This window comes from Streptomyces sp. NPDC037271 (assembly GCF_055603605.1).
On record NZ_JBVJVN010000007.1, the window covers coordinates 164,709 to 183,196 of the forward strand.

Consider the following 18,488-nt stretch of genomic DNA (forward strand, 5'->3'; position numbering starts at 1 on the left):
CTGGGCCGGCCTCCGGGCGGGGCATCGATGCCTTGGGCGATGCCTGTGCGCGCGCCGCGAGGCGGCGTGGCGCTCGAGGGTGGCTCAGGTGCGCCGTTCCGCTCCGTGCGCGCGTGGCCAGGGCATCCCGTGAAGGCGCTCGATGTCGGAGTTGAAACGGCGGAGGTAGTCGGCGAAGGCCGCGATGTCCTCCTCCGGCCAGTCGGCCATGATGCGGTCCAGGCTGGCGACGAGGCCCGTGCGTTCCTCGTCGAGGCGCCGCTCGCCTTCTTCGGTGATGCGGAACTTGCGGGCCATGCCGCCCGCGGGGTCGGGGATGCGCTCGACGAGGCCGGCGCGCATGGCCGCCGCGGTCTGCCGGTTGAGGGTGGACGCGTCCAGCCCGAAGGCGTCGCCCAGCTGCCCGATCGACATCGGGCCCTGTGTGCGGATCCGGCTGAGCAGGATGTAGGCGCTGCGGTCCAGGGCGCTGCCGGCGCGACGCCCCTTGCTCTTGTGCAGATGCATGTAGCGGCTCAGCAGCATCTGCTCGAACTCGACCTGATCCGTGGCCCTGTCCGCCGTGTTCACGTGCCCTCTTCTCTGCGGTGCGACTCCTTCGAGCTCACTCGGTCCCATCATATGCAGCCCGCATGGCATGTGCTAGATACACAAGATATGTATGATGCATGTGGCGCTCGTGTTCGAGGCGCCGGTTCTCATTGACTCTCGTAGAGGAGCACCACCATGGACGGCCCCCAGCCGACCACTCGCCCAGGCGCTGTCGTCGCCACGCTCGCGCTGGCGGGCACCGTGGCCGCGCTCATGCAGACCCTGGTCACCCCGCTCATCGCGGAGCTGCCGCAGATCCTGGACACCACGCCCTCGAACGCTGCCTGGGTGGTCACGGTCACGCTGCTCGTGGCGGGCGTGTGCGTCCCGGTCTCGGGACGTCTCGGCGACCTGCTGGGCAAGCGGCGGATGCTGCTCGTCTGCGCCGTCCCGCTGGTGGTCGGCTCGGTGGTCTGCGCGCTCGCCTCGTCCGTCGTGCCGATGATCGTGGGCCGCGGTCTGCAGGGCATGGGCATGGGCATGGTCCCCCTGGGTATCGCGCTGCTGCGCGATGTCGTTCCGCAGGAGAAACTGAGCGGCTCCATCGCCCTGGTCAGCGCCTCCATGGGCATCGGCGGCGCGATCGGCCTGCCCCTGGCGGCGGCCGTGGCGCAGTACGCGGACTGGCGTGTGCTGTTCTGGGGGGCGGCAGCGCTCGCCCTGCTGATCGGCACTCTGATCTTCGTCTTCGTTCCGGACGTGCCGGCCGGCGCGAAGGGGCAGCGCTTCGACGCCCCCGGCGCCGTCGGCCTCGCCGTCGGCCTCGTCTCGCTGCTGCTGGCGATCTCCAAGGGCGGCGACTGGGGCTGGACGTCCGGCGCCACCCTGGGCCTGCTCGCCCTGGCCGTCGTCGCCCTCGCCCTCTGGGGCTTCTACGAGCTGCGCACCCGCGACCCCCTGGTCGACCTGCGCACCACCGCCCGCCCCCGCGTCCTGTTCACCAACGCCTCCTCCGTCCTGATCGGCGTCGGCATGTACGCGTTCATGCTGATCGCTCCGCAGCTCCTCCAGTTCCCCGAGGCCACCGGCTACGGTCTGGGTCAGTCGATGCTGGCCGCCGGCCTGTACCTCGCGCCCGGCGGTGTGATGATGATGATCGTCTCCCCGCTCGGCGGAAAGCTGATCAACGCCCGCGGGCCCAAGTTCGCCCTCATCTGCGGCGCGCTGGTCATCGCCGTGGGGTACGGCATCGCACTGCCGCTCATGGGGACAGCCTGGGGCCTGATGATCGTCGGCATCGTCATCAACAGCGGCGTCGGCCTCGCCTACGGCGCGATGCCCGCCCTGATCATGAGCGCCGTCCCGGTCTCCGAGACGGCCGCGGCCAACGGCTTCAACACCCTGATGCGCTCACTCGGCACGACCATCGGGTCGGCGGTGATCGGCGTCGTCCTGGCGCAGATGACCATCACCATGGGCGGTCACACCCTCGCCTCCGAGGACGGTTTCCGTACCGGGCTGCTGATCGGCTGTGGTGTGGCCGTGGTGGCGGCCGCCGTCGCACTGCTGATCCCCGCCGTGCGTACCGGCACCGGTGACTCCGCGGCCGACAAGGCCCCGGCCGAGGTACCGAGCGAGCAGGCGCCGACCCGCGCCTGAGCCGGCCGTCGGCGCCCGGCGCGCCCACCCGTGTGCCGGGTCGGGCGCACCGGGTGCCGCTTTCCGCTGTCGTGGCTCCGCCGATGGTCTGGACGCCCGACCTGCCGTGACCTCGCCCGCCCGGAGCCGGTCACCGAAAGCGGGCGTCGAAACCTACGGGGAAAGGGCGTCGCCGTCGGGCCCCGGTCCCGGCATGATTCCCAGCGTGCACAGGGACGACGAGAACCATCGCGGGCGAACGAGGTGTACCTCGACGTGGTCCTCGATCCCCTGGCCGAGGGCACGCACGTCACCCCGGCGTGATCCACGGTCCGCCCGCGTGCTCGGCGTCCACATCGACGTCGCCGGCCAGTGGCAGCACGCGTCAGCCTGGGACCGGGCCGCCGCTGACGACGGCCGTCGCCTTCAGGAGAACCGATGAAAGTGTCCATCACCATCCACCGAGCCCGCCTCGGTCCGAGAGAGTTCAAGGTGATCCGACCGGCTCGCCCGCTGACCCGGGCCGTGCTCATCGATCACGACCGGCACCTGGACGTCTGTCTCGATCAGGACGCGGCACGGCGAATCGGCGGGCTGTGGGAGCTCGCCGCCTCCTCGCCGCGCGCCATGGTCCACCTGCCTCTGCGAGGCAACCCGGCCCCTGCCGGCGATCTGCCCGGCGACGGCGCTCGGCAGCTCGATCTCGTGCTGCTGCATCACTCGCTGCAGTTCGCGCCCTCACGCTGGAAGGAACTGCGCGGGCGACTGGACCAGGGGCGGCCACGCACCGTCACGCTGCCCGGCGCGGGCCGTCCCGCCGGAGCCGTGATGGACCCGCAGGCCCGGCACCACCGGGAGAACCGAGACCTCTTCCACCAGCACCTCCATGCCGAGACCCTGTTCATGACGGGCAGCAGGAAGGTGTTCAGGGAAACCGCGCGGCATTTCCTCGATGTCGCTCACAAGGGCCCTGGATACGTCCCTGTCCACCCGAACTACCCGTACTTCTGCACGGAGCTCCACTCCAACGACGGTGTCCTCGGCGACGCCCGCGAGCTCCACATCGAGTACCGCGACCAGTGGGAATCGTGATCCGGCAGACAGGTGGCAGCGAGCCGCGGAACGACGGAACGGGCAGACGTATGGGTGTGTACGTGTCGGTCAGAGGATGGCTGGAGTGCGACGACACCCAGCTCGCCACCGTCCAGGAGATCATCGCGTCCCACGCCGACGACCACTACTCCGGTGGATGGAGCACACCTCGGCAGCGGGTCGACCGGACCCGTTACCGGGCCAGCCGGGAGGCCGGGGTGGCTTCGGCCCGTTCATCCTGTACGCGCCCCGCTTGACCTTGTCACGGTGACAACGTCTTCACTGTGGTCGAGGAGGTGGTCCCGGTGACCTTGCCGGAACAGGACACGGGGGATGCGATGCGGGTCCTCCGGGGGCTGGACGACGGCCACGCGTCGGTGCGGCTGCGTACGGCGTTGGCGGCCGGTACGGCACCTGAGCCGCGGTATGTCGGCCGGCTCGTCGAACGATGCGCGACCGAACCCGATTTCCACGTACGGGAGATGCTGACGTGGGCGCTCACCCGGCACCCCGCGTCGACGACGGTGCCGAGGCTGATCGACGAAGTACGGTCGGAGCGTGTCCAGGCACGCAGCCAGGCCCTGCACACACTGTCCAAGATCGGTGACCGCCGGGCGTGGCCGGCGGTCACCCGGACGCTGCTGTCCGACGCCGACGACGAGGTGGCGCGGAGCGCCTGGCGGGCGGCGGTCGTACTCGTGCCCGAGGACGAGGAATCAGAGCTGGCCGACGTGTTGTCGGCACAGCTCGGGCGTGGCGGGCGTGAGACGCAGCTGAGTCTCAGCCGGGCACTGATCGCGCTCGGTGAGATGATCCTGCCGACGCTGCGCGCGGCGATGACGGACGCCGACCCCGGCGTGCGCGCGCACGCGATCGCCACGGAACGGCTGCTGCGCGACCCCGATTCCGGGTTCGACTCCGCGGTCGAGGAGGCGAAGCGTGTCGTGGCCCTCGGCGCGCACGGCCAGGAGAGGTGACAGACGGTGCTGATCGGTGAGGTGGCACGGAAGTCGGGGGTCAGCGCCCGCATGCTCAGGCACTACGAGTCGCTCGGCCTGGTGCGGCCGACGGGCCGGACCGGGGCCGGCTACCGGGAGTACTCCAGCGAGGACTGCCGCCGGATCTTCCACGTCGAGAGCCTGCGGTCACTGGGGCTGTCCCTGCGCGAAGTCGGCCGTGCGCTCGACGATCCCGGTTTCGTGCCGTCCGGTCTGGTCGAGGACCTGATCCGGCGGACGCGGGAACGCATCGAGGCCGAGACGGAGCTGCTCACGCGACTTCGCCGGATCGGTACCGCGGAACCCGAGGGATGGGAGGACGTCCTCCAGACCGTCGCGCTCCTCCAGGCCCTGGCCTCGCAGAACGCGGGCGAGCGCCAGCGCGCGGCCCTGGCCCTGGCCGAAGAGGTTCCGGTGCCCGTGGAGGCGCTGGCCGAGGCGGTGCTGAGCGAGCCGGACCCCTACGTCGCCGGAGCCCTCCGCTGGGCCCTGGCGCAATCGGGCCCCGACGGACTGGTGCCGCTGGCGGAGGGGCTCGGCTCACCGCAGGCCGAGGTGCGCGAGCGTGCGGTCCGGTCCATCACCGAGTTCCCGGACCGCGCGGCGACCGCACTGCTGCGGGACGCGCTCGCCCACCCGGACCTCGCGGTCCGCAGGTACGCGGCCCTGGAGCTCGGGGCGCGCGGGCTGGCCGAGGCGGTCCCCACACTCGTCGGCATGGTGGCCGAAGGGGCGAACGACGTCGACGCGGCGGACGTGCTGGCCACGCTGGCGAGCCGTCCGGAGCCGGCGGACCGGATCGCCGCCGGGCTCGTCGACCACCTCACCCACGGCGCCGCGCGACCATCCGTGCGCCGACGGCTGACACAGGCGCTCGCCGACATCCCGGGAGCCACGGCGTCACACGCGCTCGCGGAACTGTCGCACGACGAGGACCGCGCCGTCGCGCTCACCGCCGCCTACCTGCTCGGACGACGCGACGCGAAGTGACGGCCCCTTCCTGAAGGACGGCTTCGGCCTCCAGCGTGGAGCAGGATCTCGACCGGCCGGCCCCGCGGCACGTCAACGACGGCCGGATGGGCACCCGCTGGGCCTCCGGCTACTCGGACGACGAGTGGGTGCGGATCGAGCTCGCGGCTCCGGCGAAGGTCGTGGCGGTGACCGTCGCCCGGGAGAGCGCGTGCGCGACGGAGTACGCCGTCCAGACCTCCCCGGACTGCGTGAACTGGAAGACCGTGTCCACGCAGCACTCCGGACGACTGCGGCAACGACGTCGTCCGGCTCGCCGGTGACGAGGCCGTGAGCCACGTCCGTGTGCAGGGCGTCGAACGGAGGACCGCCTGGGGCTGCTCGATCCACGAGACGGGCGTCTACGGAGCGCCCGCGGCTCAGTGAGGTGACGTCGTCTCGAGCCGCCGCCCGCTACGCCGCCGGAGGCGGAGGAGGGGGGTGAGTGTCCAGCGGCCCGGGCCGATGGCGGCGACGAGAAGGAAGGACCAGCAGAACATGACTGCCGCCTCGCCGCCGTTCTCGATGGGGAAGAGCGCGTCGGACTGGTGCTCGGTGAAGTAGGCGTACGCCATGGACCCGGAGCACAGGACGGCTGCGGCCCGGGTCGTGAGACCGCACAGAACCAGTGTGCCGCCGAGCAGTTGGACGACCGCGGCCCACCAGCCGGGCCACTCGGCGAACCGGGGTCCGGCTCCGTGCGGTCCGCCCAGCACGTCGAACAGGGTCGCGGCTCCGTGACAGGCGAACAGCATTCCCACGACGATGCGGAAGAGTCCGATCACGTACTCCCGGCTTCTTTCCAGCGCTTCCATCGGCGGTGCTCCTCTCTCACTGGGGGGCGATGCAGGGCCGATCCCGGCCCGAAGTCGGCGCCTTTGCTCGGCGGTTCACTTCGCTCAGGCCCTTGACCGGATCTCGTCCACGGCTATGGTCTAGACCTAGTGCTGCTAGGTCTAGACCTATATCGGCCTCTGTCCTCGGTCACCGGTGCCCATCGCGCCGGCGGCGGGCATGGACGTACCGGAAGAAAGGGCATGGCATGAACACGAAAAGACGGGTGGCTCTCGCGGTCGGAGCGCTGGTCGCTCCCCTGCTCGCCGTCAGCCTCCCGGCGAGCACGGCGAACGCCCATGGCTGGGTGACCTCGCCCGGAAGCCGGCAGGACCAGTGCGCCGCGGGCGTCGTCGACTGCGGCCAGATCACCTACGAGCCGCAGAGCGTCGAAGGGCCGAAGGGCCTGCGCAGCTGCAGCGGCGGAAACAGTCAGTTCGCCGAACTCGACGACGACAGCCTGGGCTGGCGGGTCACGCCGGTCGGCACGACGCACGCCTTCACCTGGCACCACACGGCGCGGCACGCCACCGACACCTGGCAGTACTTCATCGGCGACCAGAAGATCGCCGAATTCGACGGCCATGGCGCACAGCCCGCCCCGGACGTGAGCCACCAGGTGGACTTCCAGGGCTTCAGCGGCCGTCAGAAAGTACTCGCGGTCTGGAACGTGGCGGACACCGGCAACGCCTTCTACTCCTGCATCGACGTCAACATCGGCGGCGGTGGTGACGGTGGAGGTGGTGACGGCGGTGGTGACGGCGGTGGTGACGGCGGCGGTGACGGTGAGCCGGACGCCTGCGCCGCGCCGCTGTGGAGCGCCGGGAACGTCTACACCGGCGGCGACACCGTCTCCTTCGGCGGCCACAACTGGCGCGCCAAGTGGTGGGTGACGGGCGAGGAGCCCGGCACCACCGGTGAGTGGGGTGTCTGGGAAGACCTCGGAGCCTGCACGGCCGCGTGAGTGCGGCGGGTCGGCGCGCGCTCGGCGGGGCGCACGCCGACCCGGCCGGTGCCGTCAGTGACCTGCTGACCGGGACGGGGCGTCGGGCGACGAAGGCAGGTACCGGGGGCCCGCCAGGCGTCCAGCAGATCCTTCACGGCCGCCCCCAGCGACAGCAGTTCGGCGTTCTGGCGGTCGCCCGCCAGCAGGAGCAGGCCGACCGGCAGGTGGTTCACGGACCCCGCCGGCACGGACAGCGACGGGTATCCGGCGACCGCGGCGGGGGTGGAGGACGGGATCACGTCGTTGTCCCCCCGCGCACAGTCGGTCGTCCACGCGGGCGGATTCGCCGGTGGGGCGATGGCGTCCAGGCCGTGCGCGGCCATGGTCTCGTCGATGGACCGCTGGGAGAGGTCCGTCAACTCGGGGCGCATCGCCCGGTGGCGCGGGTCGGTGGTGGGCGGCGCGGCCAGGGCCTGCTCGAACAGCTCCTGGCCGGCGACGCAGGTCCGCTCGGCGGGGTGCGCGCGGTTGAACCCGATCAGCTCGGCGAGGTTCCGGGGCCCGTTACGGGTGGCGAGGTAGGCGTCGATGTCCCGGTGGCCGACCTGCTCGCCGCCCTGTCCGACGCGCTGACACGGACCGGGTCCCAGGAGCCGGAGGGCGCCCGGCCGCTGCTGAGGGCGGGGATCAGGGGCGGTCTCATGCCGGCGGCGGAGAACCCCGACTTCCCGTTGCGGCGGCTGGAGGGACGTCCTCCTCGCACATGTTCTGCGGACAGACCGGTGACAACACCGAATGAGTTCTGTTTTCCTGTAAGCAGGTAACCGTAGAGGTATACGTTCGGCCATTCACGCACCCGCACCTTCCAGGAGGGGGTCGTAATGGATCCATGGCTGATCTGGCTGATCGTCGCGGCCGTTCTGATCGTGGCGGAGATCTTCACCCTCACCGCCGCGCTCGGAATGCTGGGTGCGGCCGCGCTGATCACGGCGGGATCCGCGGCGGCCGGACTCTCACCGCCTTTCCAGTTCCTGGTGTTCACCGTCGTCGCCACGTTCACCGTCCTCTTCGTGCGCCCCATCGCACTCCGCCACGTCCTCCGGCCCCAGACCGAGCGATTCGGTGTGGACGCATTGGTCGGCCAGGCCGGCTACGTCGTCTCCGAGGTGACGGACAGGGAGGGCAGGGTCCGCATCGGCGGTGAGGAATGGACGGCCCGTTCCTACGACGAGACGCTGGTGATTCCTCGCGGAAAAACCGTCGACGTCATGGAGATCAGCGGATCCACCGCCCTCGTCTATCCCCGGGAGTGACCATGGAAGCCTCGGCGTTTCTCGTCGCCGGTGTGATCGTCGCGCTTCTCGCGGTTTTCACCGTGGTACGGGCGGTACGCATCGTGCCCCAGGCCCGCGCCCGCAATGTCGAACGGCTCGGCCGCTACCTTCGCACGCTGAAACCCGGCCTCAACCTCGTCATCCCGTACATCGACCGCGTCTATCCGATGATTGATCTGCGGGAACAGGTCGTCTCCTTCAAACCGCAACCGGTCATCACCGAGGACAATCTGGTCGTCGAGATCGACACTGTGCTGTATTTCCAGGTCACCGATCCGCGTGCGGCCTTCTACGAGATCGCGAATTTCCTCCAGGCGGTCGAGCAGCTCACCGTCACCACGTTGCGCAATGTCGTCGGGTCCATGGATCTGGAGAAGACCCTCACCTCACGCGACACCATCAACAGCCAGCTCCGCGGGGTGCTCGACGAGGCCACCGGCAAGTGGGGGCTGCGGGTGAACCGGGTGGAGATCAAGGCCATCGACCCGCCGCAGTCCATCAAGGACGCCATGCAGAAGCAGATGCGGGCCGAGCGGGACAAGCGGGCCGCGATCCTCGGCGCGGAAGGGCAGCGTCAGTCGCAGATCCTCACCGCCGAGGGCGACAAGCAGGCCGCGGTCCTGCGCGCGGAGGGCAACCGTACCGCCGAGATCCTCAAGGCCGAGGGGCAGTCCCGGGCCATCGACGAGGTCTTCCAGGCCGTGCACCGCAACGACCCCGACCCCAAGCTCCTCGCCTACCAGTACCTCCAGGTGCTGCCTCAGCTCGCGCAGGGTTCGGGCAGTACCTTCTGGGTCATCCCCAGCGAGGTCACCTCCGCGCTCCAGGGGGTGTCCCGCGCCTTCACCGAAGCCCTGCCCCAGTCACCCGCCACCAGGGAGAAGCCCTCCGACGAGGGCGTCGCCCAGGCCGCCAACGACACGGCGCAGGCCGCGGAGGCCGCCGCCCAGGCCCTCGCCGACGCGGCCAGGGCGAACGGTGTGACGGCCGAGGCGCTGCGCCCCCGCCCGGTGACCGAGGACGGGTGACGACCGCCCCGTCCGTCGTCGGGTAGGGCACACTCGAAGACACGGGTGTTCTGCCGGCTGATCATTGCGAGGCCCGCATGTTCGATGTGCCGTACTGGCTCTGGATAGCCTTCGTCGCCACCGTGGTCGTGTCGCTCGTCGTCGACCTGCTGGCCCACCGCAGTGCTCATGTCATCGGATTCAAGGAAGCGGCAGCCTGGAGCGGGCTGTGGGTGGGGCTCGCCCTCGTCTTCGGAGCGGTCGTCTTCCTCGTCCTCGGGGGGACGGCGGGCACGGAGTACACCACCGCGTGGCTGCTGGAGAAGAGCCTCTCGGTCGACAACCTCTTCGTCTTCGCCCTGATCTTCGCCTACTTCAAGGTGCCCCGCGCCTACCAGCACCGGGTCCTCTTCTTCGGCGTCATCGGCGCCCTGGTGTTCCGGGGCGTCTTCCTCGCCGCAGGCGTGGCCGTGGTCAGCCGGTTCACCGCTGTCCTGTTCGTCTTCGCGGCCATCCTCTTCTACAGCGTCTACAAGATCCTCAAGGGAGAGGAGGAGAGCTTCGACCCGGGCCGCAGCTTCGCCGTCCGGCTCCTGCGCAAAGTCGTTCCGGTGCGTGACACCTACGCGGGGCCGAAGTTCTTCGTGAAGGAAGCGGGCAAGCGTGTGGCGACGCCGCTGCTCGCCGTCGTCGCCGCCATCGAGGCGGCCGACCTCATCTTCGCCGTGGACAGCGTGCCGGCCGTGCTCGCCGTCAGTGATGACGCCTTCATCGTCTACACCAGCAACGCGTTCGCCATCCTCGGGCTGCGGGCCCTGTACTTCATGCTCTCCGGGCTGCTGGACCGCTTCCACTACCTGAGCAAGGGCCTGGCGATCATCCTCGGGTTCATCGGCGTCAAGCTCATCCTCCAGGCGACGCACAAGATGGTCAGCCCGTCCGTGCCGGAGATCCCGTCCCCGGTGAGCCTGGCGGTCATCGTCGTGGTGCTGGCGGCATCGGTGATCCTGAGCCTTCGGCGTCCTCCCGGCGCGGCGGGCGGGGAAGCGGGCGGTCCCGAGGGGGAGGAGGCCCTCACGCCACCCCGGGGACGGCAGCAGGACTCCCGGTGAGGGGCAGACTCGGTACCGATTGTTCCTGGCGGACATATGAACGTAAAGTGGGAGCAAAACCTTTCCCGAAGCCCCTCCCGGCGTGGACGTGAGAACCATGAGCAGTCACACGCGGCAGACCAGAACGACGCAGACCGCAACGCGGCAGAGCGAGGTGCAACGCGGGCACGTTTGCCCGTCCTGCGGCCACCATGTTCCCGCGGAGGTCAAACGGCACAAGACTCTCGGGATCTACGTTCCGGTCTGGTACCGGGGTACCTGCCGGAACCCCGACTGCGACGCCCGCACCTGACCGACGTCGCTCACCCCGGTTCGGCGCGGGACGCGGCCGCCGCCACGACCTCCCACCGGCCGACGGCTGCCCGGCCCGCCGGCCGTCGCCGTACGCGGCACCGTGCCGTGCCGGCCCCGTGCCGCGCGCCCGTCCGCGCCACCCCGGCACCGCTCGCCGCCGTGCACGGGTCTGCGCCCAGCCGACGGCGGGCCCGGCGAAGGGGACGGGCCGGCCGTCGCGGTCGTTCGTAGAGCCAGACGTCGGTCCTGGTAGGACATCACGTCATCCTCCGCGTAGTACCGCGCGGCCGGCAGCCACCGTCCCAAGCTGACTGACCTCCTGGCGCACGTCGCAGTGCAGTTGACCTGGCCGCCGGTGTCCAGACCGTGCCGGCCGCGGATGTCGTCCACCGCCTCCGCCGTGGCGAGCCCGTACCCGGAAGCCGGACCTGTCGCCGGACGCCCGTCGGAGGCCCGCCCCCCCGTCGGCCGTCCAGCCCCGCCCGCCCCCGCTGACGGCACCGGGCCGGGGTCCGGGCCCTTCTCCTTCTCCTCAGCCTTTCCGGCCCCGGCCTCGGCTCTTCCTCTCTGGCCTCTTCCGTCTCGGCGACGCCGCGTGAGGCCGGTCGCTCCGACGCCGAGGAGGTCCTTGCGGCACCGGCGGGCCGGTCCAGCCACGACTGCCCGACGGGCGAGCCCCGTGCGGCCGACGGGACGGGCAGTGCCGACGGGATCGGCGGCACGGGCGGCGGATGACGCCCCACAGGCAACCCCGAGGATCTTCCTTACCTCCTCCCACGGGGGGCGTCCGCACGGGCGGAGCCCCGACCCGAGGTATTGAGGAGCGGATTCTTGATACGTGCTCGAAAGACATGGGCCGCCGCGTTAGCGGTGCTGACGGTGGTGGGAGTGGCGCCCGCCGCGGCCCAGGCCCGGCCGCAACCGTCCGGCGCCCCTTCCGGCCAGGCGGCACCGATGGGCGACGCCGACCTGCCGCCCGGCTGGCGGATCACCGGCACCGACGGGGGGAGGGCCTTGGAGTGGCGCTCCCCGAGAGCCGTCCCGCCCGGCGACGCACGGGTGGAGTTCCGCACGGACGGCCGCCTGCTCGGCGTACCGGAACCGGACGAGGACGGCAGGACTTTCCGCCTGGCCCTGGACGGCACGGAACCGACTGCCCTGAACGGGCTGACGGACCTGCACGTCGTGGCCGCCGGTCGCCGGTTGGACGAGGAACCCGGTGTCGCCGCCCGCGAGCGCCGCCCCTCCGGCTCGCCGCCGGCGAAACTCCCGCCCCGGCTCCCCGCCGGCACCGTCGACCCGGGCAGACCCGGCCGGTTCGCCACGACCACCGGTGAGTACACACTCGACCCGGTCCGACTGCCCGGCTTCCCAGCCCCGGTCGAGATGGAGGGCCTGGTCGTCGCGCCGAAGGGGGCGACCGGCAAGCGCCCGCTCGCCCTGTTCCTGCACGGCCGCCACGCCACCTGCTACGTCCCCGGGGAGGGCGACGAGGCCGTCACGATCGACTGGCCCTGCGCGGACGGCGCCCGTCCCATCCCCAGCCACCGCGGCTACCTGGAGGACCAGAAGCTGCTGGCCTCCCAGGGCTATGTGACCGTCTCGATCTCGGCCAACGGCATCAACGGTCAGGACGGAGACGTCGAGGACGGCGGCGCACAGGCCCGCTCCTCGCTGGTGCGCTCGCACCTGGCACGCTGGGCGGACTGGGCAGCCGAGCCCGGCACCGCGCCGACGTCCGTACGCCGGGGACCGAAGGCGGACCTGTCCCGTGTCCTGCTCGTCGGCCACTCACGGGGTGGCGAAGGCGTCGACCGGGCCGCCATGGACAGCCTCTACCCGCCGCCCGCGAGCCAGGACGGCCACCCGGCACGGGCCCGCTGGAACATCCGCGGCACCGTACTCATCGGCCCCACCGCCTTCGGTCAGAACCCGGTACCCGACGTGCCGTCACTGACGATCCTGCCGGGCTGCGACGGCGACGTCTCCGACCTCCAGGGGCAGCTCTACGTCGACGGCACCCGCGGCGTGAGCCGGGGCCGGGCGCTGCACAGCGCCGTCCACATCACCGGCGCCAACCACAACTACTTCAACAGCGAGTGGACGCCCGGCCAGGCCCAGGCGCCCGCGAGCGACGACTTCTGGGACGACCCCGAGGACCCCGACCCGGTCTGTTCCGTGGGCAGCCCCACCCGGCTCACCGCCGAGCAGCAGCACCGGGCCGGCGCGACCTACATCGCCGCCGCCGCACGGCTGTTCGTCGCCGGTGACGACCGGGTGCGCGAGCTGATCGACGGCACCGGCCGCCGCGCCCCCTCGGCCGACCCCGCACGGGTGCTGACGCACGCGGTGGGTGCCGGCCGCGGCGCCGGATTCCTGCCCGACGGTGGGGTGACGGTGACCGGCGGACGCCTGTGCTCCGCGATCGACCCCGACCCGGGCGCCGCCTGCCTCGGCGACGACGCGCGCGGCTCCTCGCCGCACTTCGCGCACTGGCAGCCGGAACGCGAGGCCGGCCGCGGCGCGATCGCCCTGGACTGGTCCGCACCGGGCACCGCGACCCGTGTCCGGCCCGGCGCCCCCGTCTCCCTGAAGGGCGCGAAGAGCCTGGCCCTGCGCGTCATCGTGCCGCCGGGCAGCACCGGCACCCGGCTCGACGTCTCCGTCACCGACACCGAAGGCAGGCGTGCCACCCTCGGCCAGGTCCGCGCCGACGGACTTCCCGGCAGCGCACGCACCGCCTCCTACTGGGCGCAGGAACTGCGCGTACCGCTCGCCGCCGCCGGCCGCGCCGGAGTCGACCTGCGCCGCGTCACCACACTGGAACTGACGCCGCGTTCCCACTCGGGCCAGGCCTGGCTGATGGACGCCTTCGCGTGGCAGCCGGGCACGCCCCGGGTACGGCCGGCCCCGTTGGCCCGGGTCGACGTCGGCCGGACCAGGGTCGAGGAGGGCGACTCGGGCGTGCGTACCTACCAGGTGCCGGTGCGCGTCTTTGGCAAGGGCGGCGGCACGGTCAGGATGTACGTCACGGACCCGGCCACCGGATCCGCCGAGCACCGCCTGGTCACCGTCCGCCCCGGCAGCCCCGGCATCGACGTGACCGTGCGGGTGGAGGGCAACGAACGGTACGCCTGGGACACCTCCCACGACGTGCTGGTGAAGGCGGTGCGGGGCTCGGTCGTCGGCTCGTACGCCGGCGGCGTCACGGTCGAGAACGACGACCCGATGCCCGAGGTCAGTGTGACGCCGGTCGCCGGCACGGTGACCGAGGGGCAGCCGCTGCGCTGGCGGGTCTCGCTGTCCGAGCCCGCCGACGTGGATCTGGGCACGACGCTGACGGCGGTGCCGGACGACGCCCGTCCCGAACTGTCCACCGAGGACGTCGACCGTGACTGGCTGCTGAGCAACGCGTGGGACGTCCCCGACGGGGAGGTCCCGCTGTCCCGGCTGGAGTACTTCTCGCTGTGGGCCTCGGTCCCGCCCGGTGAGACGGCCGCCGAGGTGACGGTGCCCACGATCGGCGACGAGGTCACGGAGCCCACGGAGTACGTCGGCTTCCAGAGCTGGGACGAAGAGGGCGAACCGCTGGGCCCGGTGCTGACCGGCACCGTGCTCGACGCGTCGTAGCCCGCAGCCCACACCCCGCACGCGGGCCCGGACCCGGCGCCGCCCGGCCCGGGCCCGTGATCGGCCGAGCCACCCGGCGGGTACCCCGACGTCCGCACCGCACCGGGTCACGCGGTCGGGACGGGTGCGGAACCGCTCGTCACCGGCGGGCCCGGGTGCGCCGAGCCTGCCGCGGCGACCGAGGACGGCTTCCGTACGGGGGAGGGGCCGGACGCCTGACGCCCGACGCCGGCCGCGGCGTGGCCGTACGCCCGGGCCCGCGGCGCGTGGGTACCCTCCGCCGCATGGCGGTGGACAGGAGGACGGAGCCGCCGCGCCGGGCACCGGCGCGGCAGCGGACGAACCGCACGCTCGGGCGGGCGCTGGCCCGGTGGGCGACGACGACCGATCACAAGGTGATCGGCAATCTCTACATGACGACGTCCTTCGGGTTCTTCCTCTTCGGCGGCGTCCTCGCCCTGCTGATGCGCGGTGAACTGGCCCGCCCCGGGCTCCAGCTGTTCACCGCGCACCAGTACAACCAGCTCTTCACCGTCCACGGCACCATCATGATGCTGCTGTTCGCGACCCCCCTGTTCGCGGGGTTCGCCAACGCGGTCATGCCGTTGCAGATCGGCGCCCCGGACGTGGCGTTCCCCCGGCTCAACGCGCTCTCGTACTGGCTGTACCTGTTCGGCGGCCTGATGGTGGTGGCCGGGTTCCTGACACCCCAGGGAGCGGCGGCCTTCGGCTGGTTCGCCTACGCGCCGCTGAACAGCGCGGTGTTCAGCCCCGGCACGGGCGGAGACCTGTGGACCATGGGCCTGGTGGTGACCGGTGTGTCCACCACACTCGGCGCGGTCAACTTCATCACCACCATCCTGTGCCTGCGCGCCCCCGGCATGACCATGTTCCGGATGCCGATCTTCACCTGGAACGTGCTGTTCACGTCGATCCTGGTGCTGCCCGCCTTTCCCGTGCTCACCGCCGCGCTGCTCGCGCTGGAGGCCGACCGGAAGTTCGGCGCGCACATCTTCGACGCGGCGAACGGCGGGGCGCTGCTGTGGCAGCACCTCTTCTGGTTCTTCGGCCACCCCGAGGTGTACATCGTCGCGCTGCCGTTCTTCGGCATCGTCTCCGAGATCATCCCGGTGTTCAGCCGCAAGCCGATCTTCGGCTACGTCAGCCTGGTCGGCGCCACCATCGCGATCACCATGCTGTCCGCCGTGGTGTGGGCCCACCACATGTTCGCCACCGGTGCGGTGCTGCTCCCGTTCTTCTCCCTGATGTCGTTCCTCATCGCGGTGCCGACGGGAGTGAAGTTCTTCAACTGGATCGGCACGATGAGGTACGGCTCGCTGTCCTTCGAGACACCCATGCTGTGGTCGACCGGATTCCTGACGACGTTCCTGCTCGGCGGCATGAGCGGCGTCCTCATCGCCTCCCCGCCCCTGGACTTCCACCTGACGGACTCGTACTTCATCGTCGCCCACCTGCACTACGTGCTGTTCGGCACGGTCGTCTTCGCGATGTTCGCCGGCTTCTACTTCTGGTGGCCGAAGTTCACCGGCAAGCTGCTCGACGAACGCCTCGGCAAGATCCACTTCTGGACGCTCTTCGTCGGCTTCCAGACCACCTTCCTCGTCCAGCACTGGCTCGGTGAGCAGGGCATGCCGCGCCGCTACGCCGACTACCTGGCCGCGGACGGCTTCACCGCGCTGAACACCGTCAGCTCCATCGGCGCCTTCCTGCTCGGCCTGTCCACCCTGCCGTTCCTCTACAACGTGTGGCGCACCCGCCAGTACGGCACGAAGGTGGAGCACGACGACCCCTGGGGTTACGGACGTTCCCTCGAATGGGCCACCACCTGCCCGCCCCCGCGGCACAACTTCACGTCGCTGCCACGGGTCCGCTCCGAGTCCCCGGCGTTCGACCTGCACCACCCCGACATCGGCCGGCACGACCAGCGGCACGAGCAGAGGAAGGAGCGGAGGAACGAGCAGTGAGGACCGAAGCCCGTCTGTTCACCGGCGTGGCGGCCTTCTTCGCCGTCACCGCGGCCGGCTACGGCTGGTTCTCCGAGGAGCCCGCCGGCACCGCCGCCCTGACCGTGGCCTTCCTGATGGCCGCGCTCGTCGCGTTCTTCCTGCACGTGCAGTACCGCAAGCGCGGGCTGCGGGCGCAGGACCGCGGTGACGCCGAGGTCCTGGAGACCGCGGGCCCGCTGGACTTCTTCCCGCCGCACAGCCCCTGGCCCGTCACGGTCGCACTGGGCGCCGTCGTCCTCGCGCTCGGCATCGTCTACGGCCTGTGGCTCGCGCTGATCGGCTTCGGCCTGCTCGCCCTCGCCGTCCTCGGCCTCGTCTTCCAGTACGCCGGCCGGGAGGCTCACCGTCCCAACTCGCCCGAGGAGGACTCCGGCTCCGGCGCCGCCTCGTCGGCGTCGACCCGGTCGCCGTAGTACCACTCGCTGAGCGTCGCGCGCACTCTCCCCACGTGCGGAGTGTCCCCGTCGACGGCCGCGGGCGCGAGCGGCTCCGGCTCCCTGCGCGACCGCAGCACGTACCGCTCCTCGGCGTCGAGGGGCTCGTGGCTCTCCGCGTAGCCGCCCGCGAGGGTCTGCCGCAGCTCGCCCGTCTCCCGGCCCTCGGCCAGCCGCTCGCGCTCCCGTTCCTGCAGTGCCAGGCAGACGCGCCTGGTCACCATGAACGCGATCGGCGGCAGCAGCACCAGGGAGACCCGGAACACCCAGGTCAGCAGGTTCACCGAGACGTCGAAGACGTGGGCGAGGATGTCGTTGCCGCCGGCCAGGAGCAGGACCGCGTAGAAACCGATCGCGGCGACGCCCAGCCCGGTCCGCACCGGCTTGTCCCGGGGCCGGTCGCACAGATGGTGCTCCCCGTGGTCACCCGTCACCCAGCGCTCGAAGAACGGGTAGGCGTACAGCACCGCGAACAGAGCGCCCGGCAGCACGAGGGCGGGCACCAGGACGTTCCACATGACGGTGTGACCGGCGACCGCCGTCTCGAACGGCGGCATCAGCCGCAGCGAACCCTCCAGGAAGCCGACGTACCAGTCCGGCTGCGAGCCGAAGGAGACGACGTCGGGCCGGTAAGGCCCGTACGCCCAGATGGGGTTGATCTGCGCCACCGCCGCGAGCAGCGTCAGGACGCCGAAGACCATGAAGAACAGGCCCGTGGAGTTGGTCACGAACTGCGGGAACATCGGCTTGCCCACCGCGTTGCGGTCGGTGCGGCCGGGCCCCGCCCACTGGGTGTGCTTGAGGTGGAAGACCAGGACCAGATGGAGCGTCACCAGTGCCAGCAGCAGCCCCGGGACCAGCAGGACGTGCAGCGAATACAGCCGCGGGACGATGTCCTCGCCCGGATACTGGCCGCCGAAGGCGAACATGCTGATGTACGTCCCCACCACCGGGATCGACAGCATGATGCCCTGCGCGATGCGCAGCCCCGTGCCGGACAGCAGGTCGTCGGGGAGCGAGTAGCCGGCGAAGCCCTCGACGAGCGCCAGCAGGAAGAGCGTCACGCCGATCAGCCAGTTCGCCTCACGCGGCCGGCGGAACGCACCGGTGAAGAAGACCCGGAGCAGATGCACTCCGATGGCGGACAGGAACACCAGGGCCGCCCAGTGGTGCAGTTGCCGCATCAGCAGCCCGCCCCGCACGTCGAAACTGATGTCCACCGTCGAGCGGTACGCCTCCGACATGCTCAGCCCGAGCAGCGGCTCGTACGACCCGTCGTAGACGACCTCCGTCATCGAGGGCTTGAAGAACAGCGTCAGCCAGACACCGGTCAGCAGCAGCACGACGAAGCTGTAGAGGGCGATCTCGCCCAGGAGGAACGACCAGTGCTCGGGGAAGGCCTTGCGCAGCAGCCCCCCGCCCTCGGAGACGGGGAGCCGCCCGTCGGCACGGTCGACGGTGCGTTCCGCCCAGTGGCGGGCCCGCACACCCGCGCGGGCCCTTCTCCTCTTCGCCAGCACGGCGGCATGGGTTCCCCGGTGCCCGTGCCGCGGAAACTACGCCCGGACCAGGCGCGGTCCGCCGGAACCCATTGGGGTGGCTC

At 71.1% G+C, this 18,488-nt stretch carries 16 protein-coding genes and 1 pseudogene; 13 read left to right on the plus strand and 4 right to left on the minus strand.

Annotated elements, in window-relative coordinates; translation table 11 throughout:
* Positions 1-84: 84 nt before the first annotated feature.
* Complete coding sequence (locus tag ACZ7G3_RS15640) at positions 85-525, minus strand: MarR family winged helix-turn-helix transcriptional regulator (protein ID WP_470926130.1); 441 nt, start codon at positions 523-525, stop codon at positions 85-87.
* A gap of 201 nt (positions 526-726) precedes the next feature.
* Between ACZ7G3_RS15640 and ACZ7G3_RS15645 the strand changes: the two genes are divergently transcribed.
* The 6 genes from ACZ7G3_RS15645 (at position 727) to ACZ7G3_RS15670 (ending at position 5,551) form a co-directional block, all read left to right on the plus strand.
* On the plus strand, positions 727-2,190 hold the full coding sequence (locus tag ACZ7G3_RS15645) for an MFS transporter (RefSeq protein ID WP_470926008.1): 1,464 nt from the start codon (positions 727-729) through the stop codon (positions 2,188-2,190).
* A gap of 417 nt (positions 2,191-2,607) precedes the next feature.
* Positions 2,608-3,261, plus strand: a complete 654-nt coding sequence (locus ACZ7G3_RS15650; RefSeq protein WP_470926010.1) for a hypothetical protein — start codon at positions 2,608-2,610, stop codon at positions 3,259-3,261.
* A 50-nt stretch (positions 3,262-3,311) separates the two neighbouring features.
* Complete coding sequence (locus ACZ7G3_RS15655; RefSeq protein WP_470926012.1) at positions 3,312-3,518, plus strand: hypothetical protein; 207 nt, start codon at positions 3,312-3,314, stop codon at positions 3,516-3,518.
* A 48-nt stretch (positions 3,519-3,566) separates the two neighbouring features.
* On the plus strand, positions 3,567-4,238 hold the full coding sequence (locus tag ACZ7G3_RS15660; RefSeq protein ID WP_470926014.1) for a HEAT repeat domain-containing protein: 672 nt from the start codon (positions 3,567-3,569) through the stop codon (positions 4,236-4,238).
* A gap of 6 nt (positions 4,239-4,244) precedes the next feature.
* Complete coding sequence (locus ACZ7G3_RS15665) at positions 4,245-5,249, plus strand: HEAT repeat domain-containing protein (protein WP_470926016.1); 1,005 nt, start codon at positions 4,245-4,247, stop codon at positions 5,247-5,249.
* A 35-nt stretch (positions 5,250-5,284) separates the two neighbouring features.
* Positions 5,285-5,551: a discoidin domain-containing protein gene (locus tag ACZ7G3_RS15670; protein ID WP_470926018.1), complete on the plus strand. Its 267-nt coding sequence runs from the start codon at positions 5,285-5,287 to the stop codon at positions 5,549-5,551.
* Positions 5,552-5,647: 96 nt separating this feature from the next.
* Here ACZ7G3_RS15670 and ACZ7G3_RS15675 read toward each other — a convergent pair whose 3' ends face one another.
* Positions 5,648-6,082, minus strand: coding sequence for a DoxX family protein (locus ACZ7G3_RS15675; protein WP_470926020.1), 435 nt, complete (start codon positions 6,080-6,082; stop codon positions 5,648-5,650).
* A 227-nt stretch (positions 6,083-6,309) separates the two neighbouring features.
* Here ACZ7G3_RS15675 and ACZ7G3_RS15680 point away from each other — a divergent pair, with 227 nt between their 5' ends.
* Positions 6,310-7,065, plus strand: a complete 756-nt coding sequence (locus tag ACZ7G3_RS15680) for a lytic polysaccharide monooxygenase (RefSeq protein WP_470926022.1) — start codon at positions 6,310-6,312, stop codon at positions 7,063-7,065.
* A 54-nt stretch (positions 7,066-7,119) separates the two neighbouring features.
* On the opposite strand, the pseudogene ACZ7G3_RS15685 reads toward ACZ7G3_RS15680, so the two are convergent.
* Positions 7,120-7,646 (minus strand): annotated as a pseudogene (locus tag ACZ7G3_RS15685) (amidase family protein); the annotation flags it as partial.
* A 282-nt stretch (positions 7,647-7,928) separates the two neighbouring features.
* Between ACZ7G3_RS15685 and ACZ7G3_RS15690 the strand changes: the two are divergent.
* From ACZ7G3_RS15690 to ctaF, 6 genes are all read left to right on the plus strand, one after another.
* Positions 7,929-8,360 (plus strand): NfeD family protein, encoded by a 432-nt coding sequence (locus ACZ7G3_RS15690; RefSeq protein WP_426598036.1) that lies wholly within the window; start codon positions 7,929-7,931, stop codon positions 8,358-8,360.
* Positions 8,361-8,362: 2 nt separating this feature from the next.
* On the plus strand, positions 8,363-9,409 hold the full coding sequence (locus ACZ7G3_RS15695; RefSeq protein WP_426598035.1) for an SPFH domain-containing protein: 1,047 nt from the start codon (positions 8,363-8,365) through the stop codon (positions 9,407-9,409).
* A gap of 77 nt (positions 9,410-9,486) precedes the next feature.
* Positions 9,487-10,500: a TerC family protein gene (locus ACZ7G3_RS15700; RefSeq protein ID WP_426598034.1), complete on the plus strand. Its 1,014-nt coding sequence runs from the start codon at positions 9,487-9,489 to the stop codon at positions 10,498-10,500.
* 1,125 nt (positions 10,501-11,625) lie between these two features.
* Positions 11,626-14,424: an alpha/beta hydrolase gene (locus tag ACZ7G3_RS15705; protein ID WP_470926024.1), complete on the plus strand. Its 2,799-nt coding sequence runs from the start codon at positions 11,626-11,628 to the stop codon at positions 14,422-14,424.
* Between the two features lie 284 nt (positions 14,425-14,708).
* Positions 14,709-16,409, plus strand: a complete 1,701-nt coding sequence (gene ctaD, locus ACZ7G3_RS15710) for an aa3-type cytochrome oxidase subunit I (RefSeq protein ID WP_426598032.1) — start codon at positions 14,709-14,711, stop codon at positions 16,407-16,409.
* Positions 16,406-16,864: an aa3-type cytochrome oxidase subunit IV gene (ctaF, locus tag ACZ7G3_RS15715; RefSeq protein ID WP_470926026.1), complete on the plus strand. Its 459-nt coding sequence runs from the start codon at positions 16,406-16,408 to the stop codon at positions 16,862-16,864. Before ctaD ends, ctaF begins: the two co-directional genes overlap by 4 nt.
* On the opposite strand, the gene qcrB is transcribed toward ctaF, so the two are convergent.
* Complete coding sequence (qcrB, locus tag ACZ7G3_RS15720; RefSeq protein ID WP_470926027.1) at positions 16,792-18,405, minus strand: cytochrome bc1 complex cytochrome b subunit; 1,614 nt, start codon at positions 18,403-18,405, stop codon at positions 16,792-16,794. The two genes, ctaF and qcrB, sit on opposite strands and share 73 nt — an antisense overlap.
* Between the last annotated feature and the right edge of the window lie 83 nt (positions 18,406-18,488).

Bases quoted from the DNA above. Each gene is read 5' to 3' on its own strand.
- ACZ7G3_RS15640 (WP_470926130.1), bottom strand. From the start codon at position 525: ATGCTGCTGAGCCGCTACATGCATCTGCACAAGAGCAAGGGGCGTCGC.
- ACZ7G3_RS15675 (WP_470926020.1), bottom strand. From the start codon at position 6,082: ATGGAAGCGCTGGAAAGAAGCCGGGAGTACGTGATCGGACTCTTCCGC.
- ACZ7G3_RS15690 (WP_426598036.1), top strand. From the start codon at position 7,929: ATGGATCCATGGCTGATCTGGCTGATCGTCGCGGCCGTTCTGATCGTG.
- ACZ7G3_RS15695 (WP_426598035.1), top strand. From the start codon at position 8,363: ATGGAAGCCTCGGCGTTTCTCGTCGCCGGTGTGATCGTCGCGCTTCTC.
- ctaD (WP_426598032.1), top strand. From the start codon at position 14,709: ATGGCGGTGGACAGGAGGACGGAGCCGCCGCGCCGGGCACCGGCGCGG.
- ACZ7G3_RS15645 (WP_470926008.1), top strand. From the start codon at position 727: ATGGACGGCCCCCAGCCGACCACTCGCCCAGGCGCTGTCGTCGCCACG.
- ACZ7G3_RS15680 (WP_470926022.1), top strand. From the start codon at position 6,310: ATGAACACGAAAAGACGGGTGGCTCTCGCGGTCGGAGCGCTGGTCGCT.
- ACZ7G3_RS15700 (WP_426598034.1), top strand. From the start codon at position 9,487: ATGTTCGATGTGCCGTACTGGCTCTGGATAGCCTTCGTCGCCACCGTG.
- ACZ7G3_RS15650 (WP_470926010.1), top strand. From the start codon at position 2,608: ATGAAAGTGTCCATCACCATCCACCGAGCCCGCCTCGGTCCGAGAGAG.
- ACZ7G3_RS15655 (WP_470926012.1), top strand. From the start codon at position 3,312: ATGGGTGTGTACGTGTCGGTCAGAGGATGGCTGGAGTGCGACGACACC.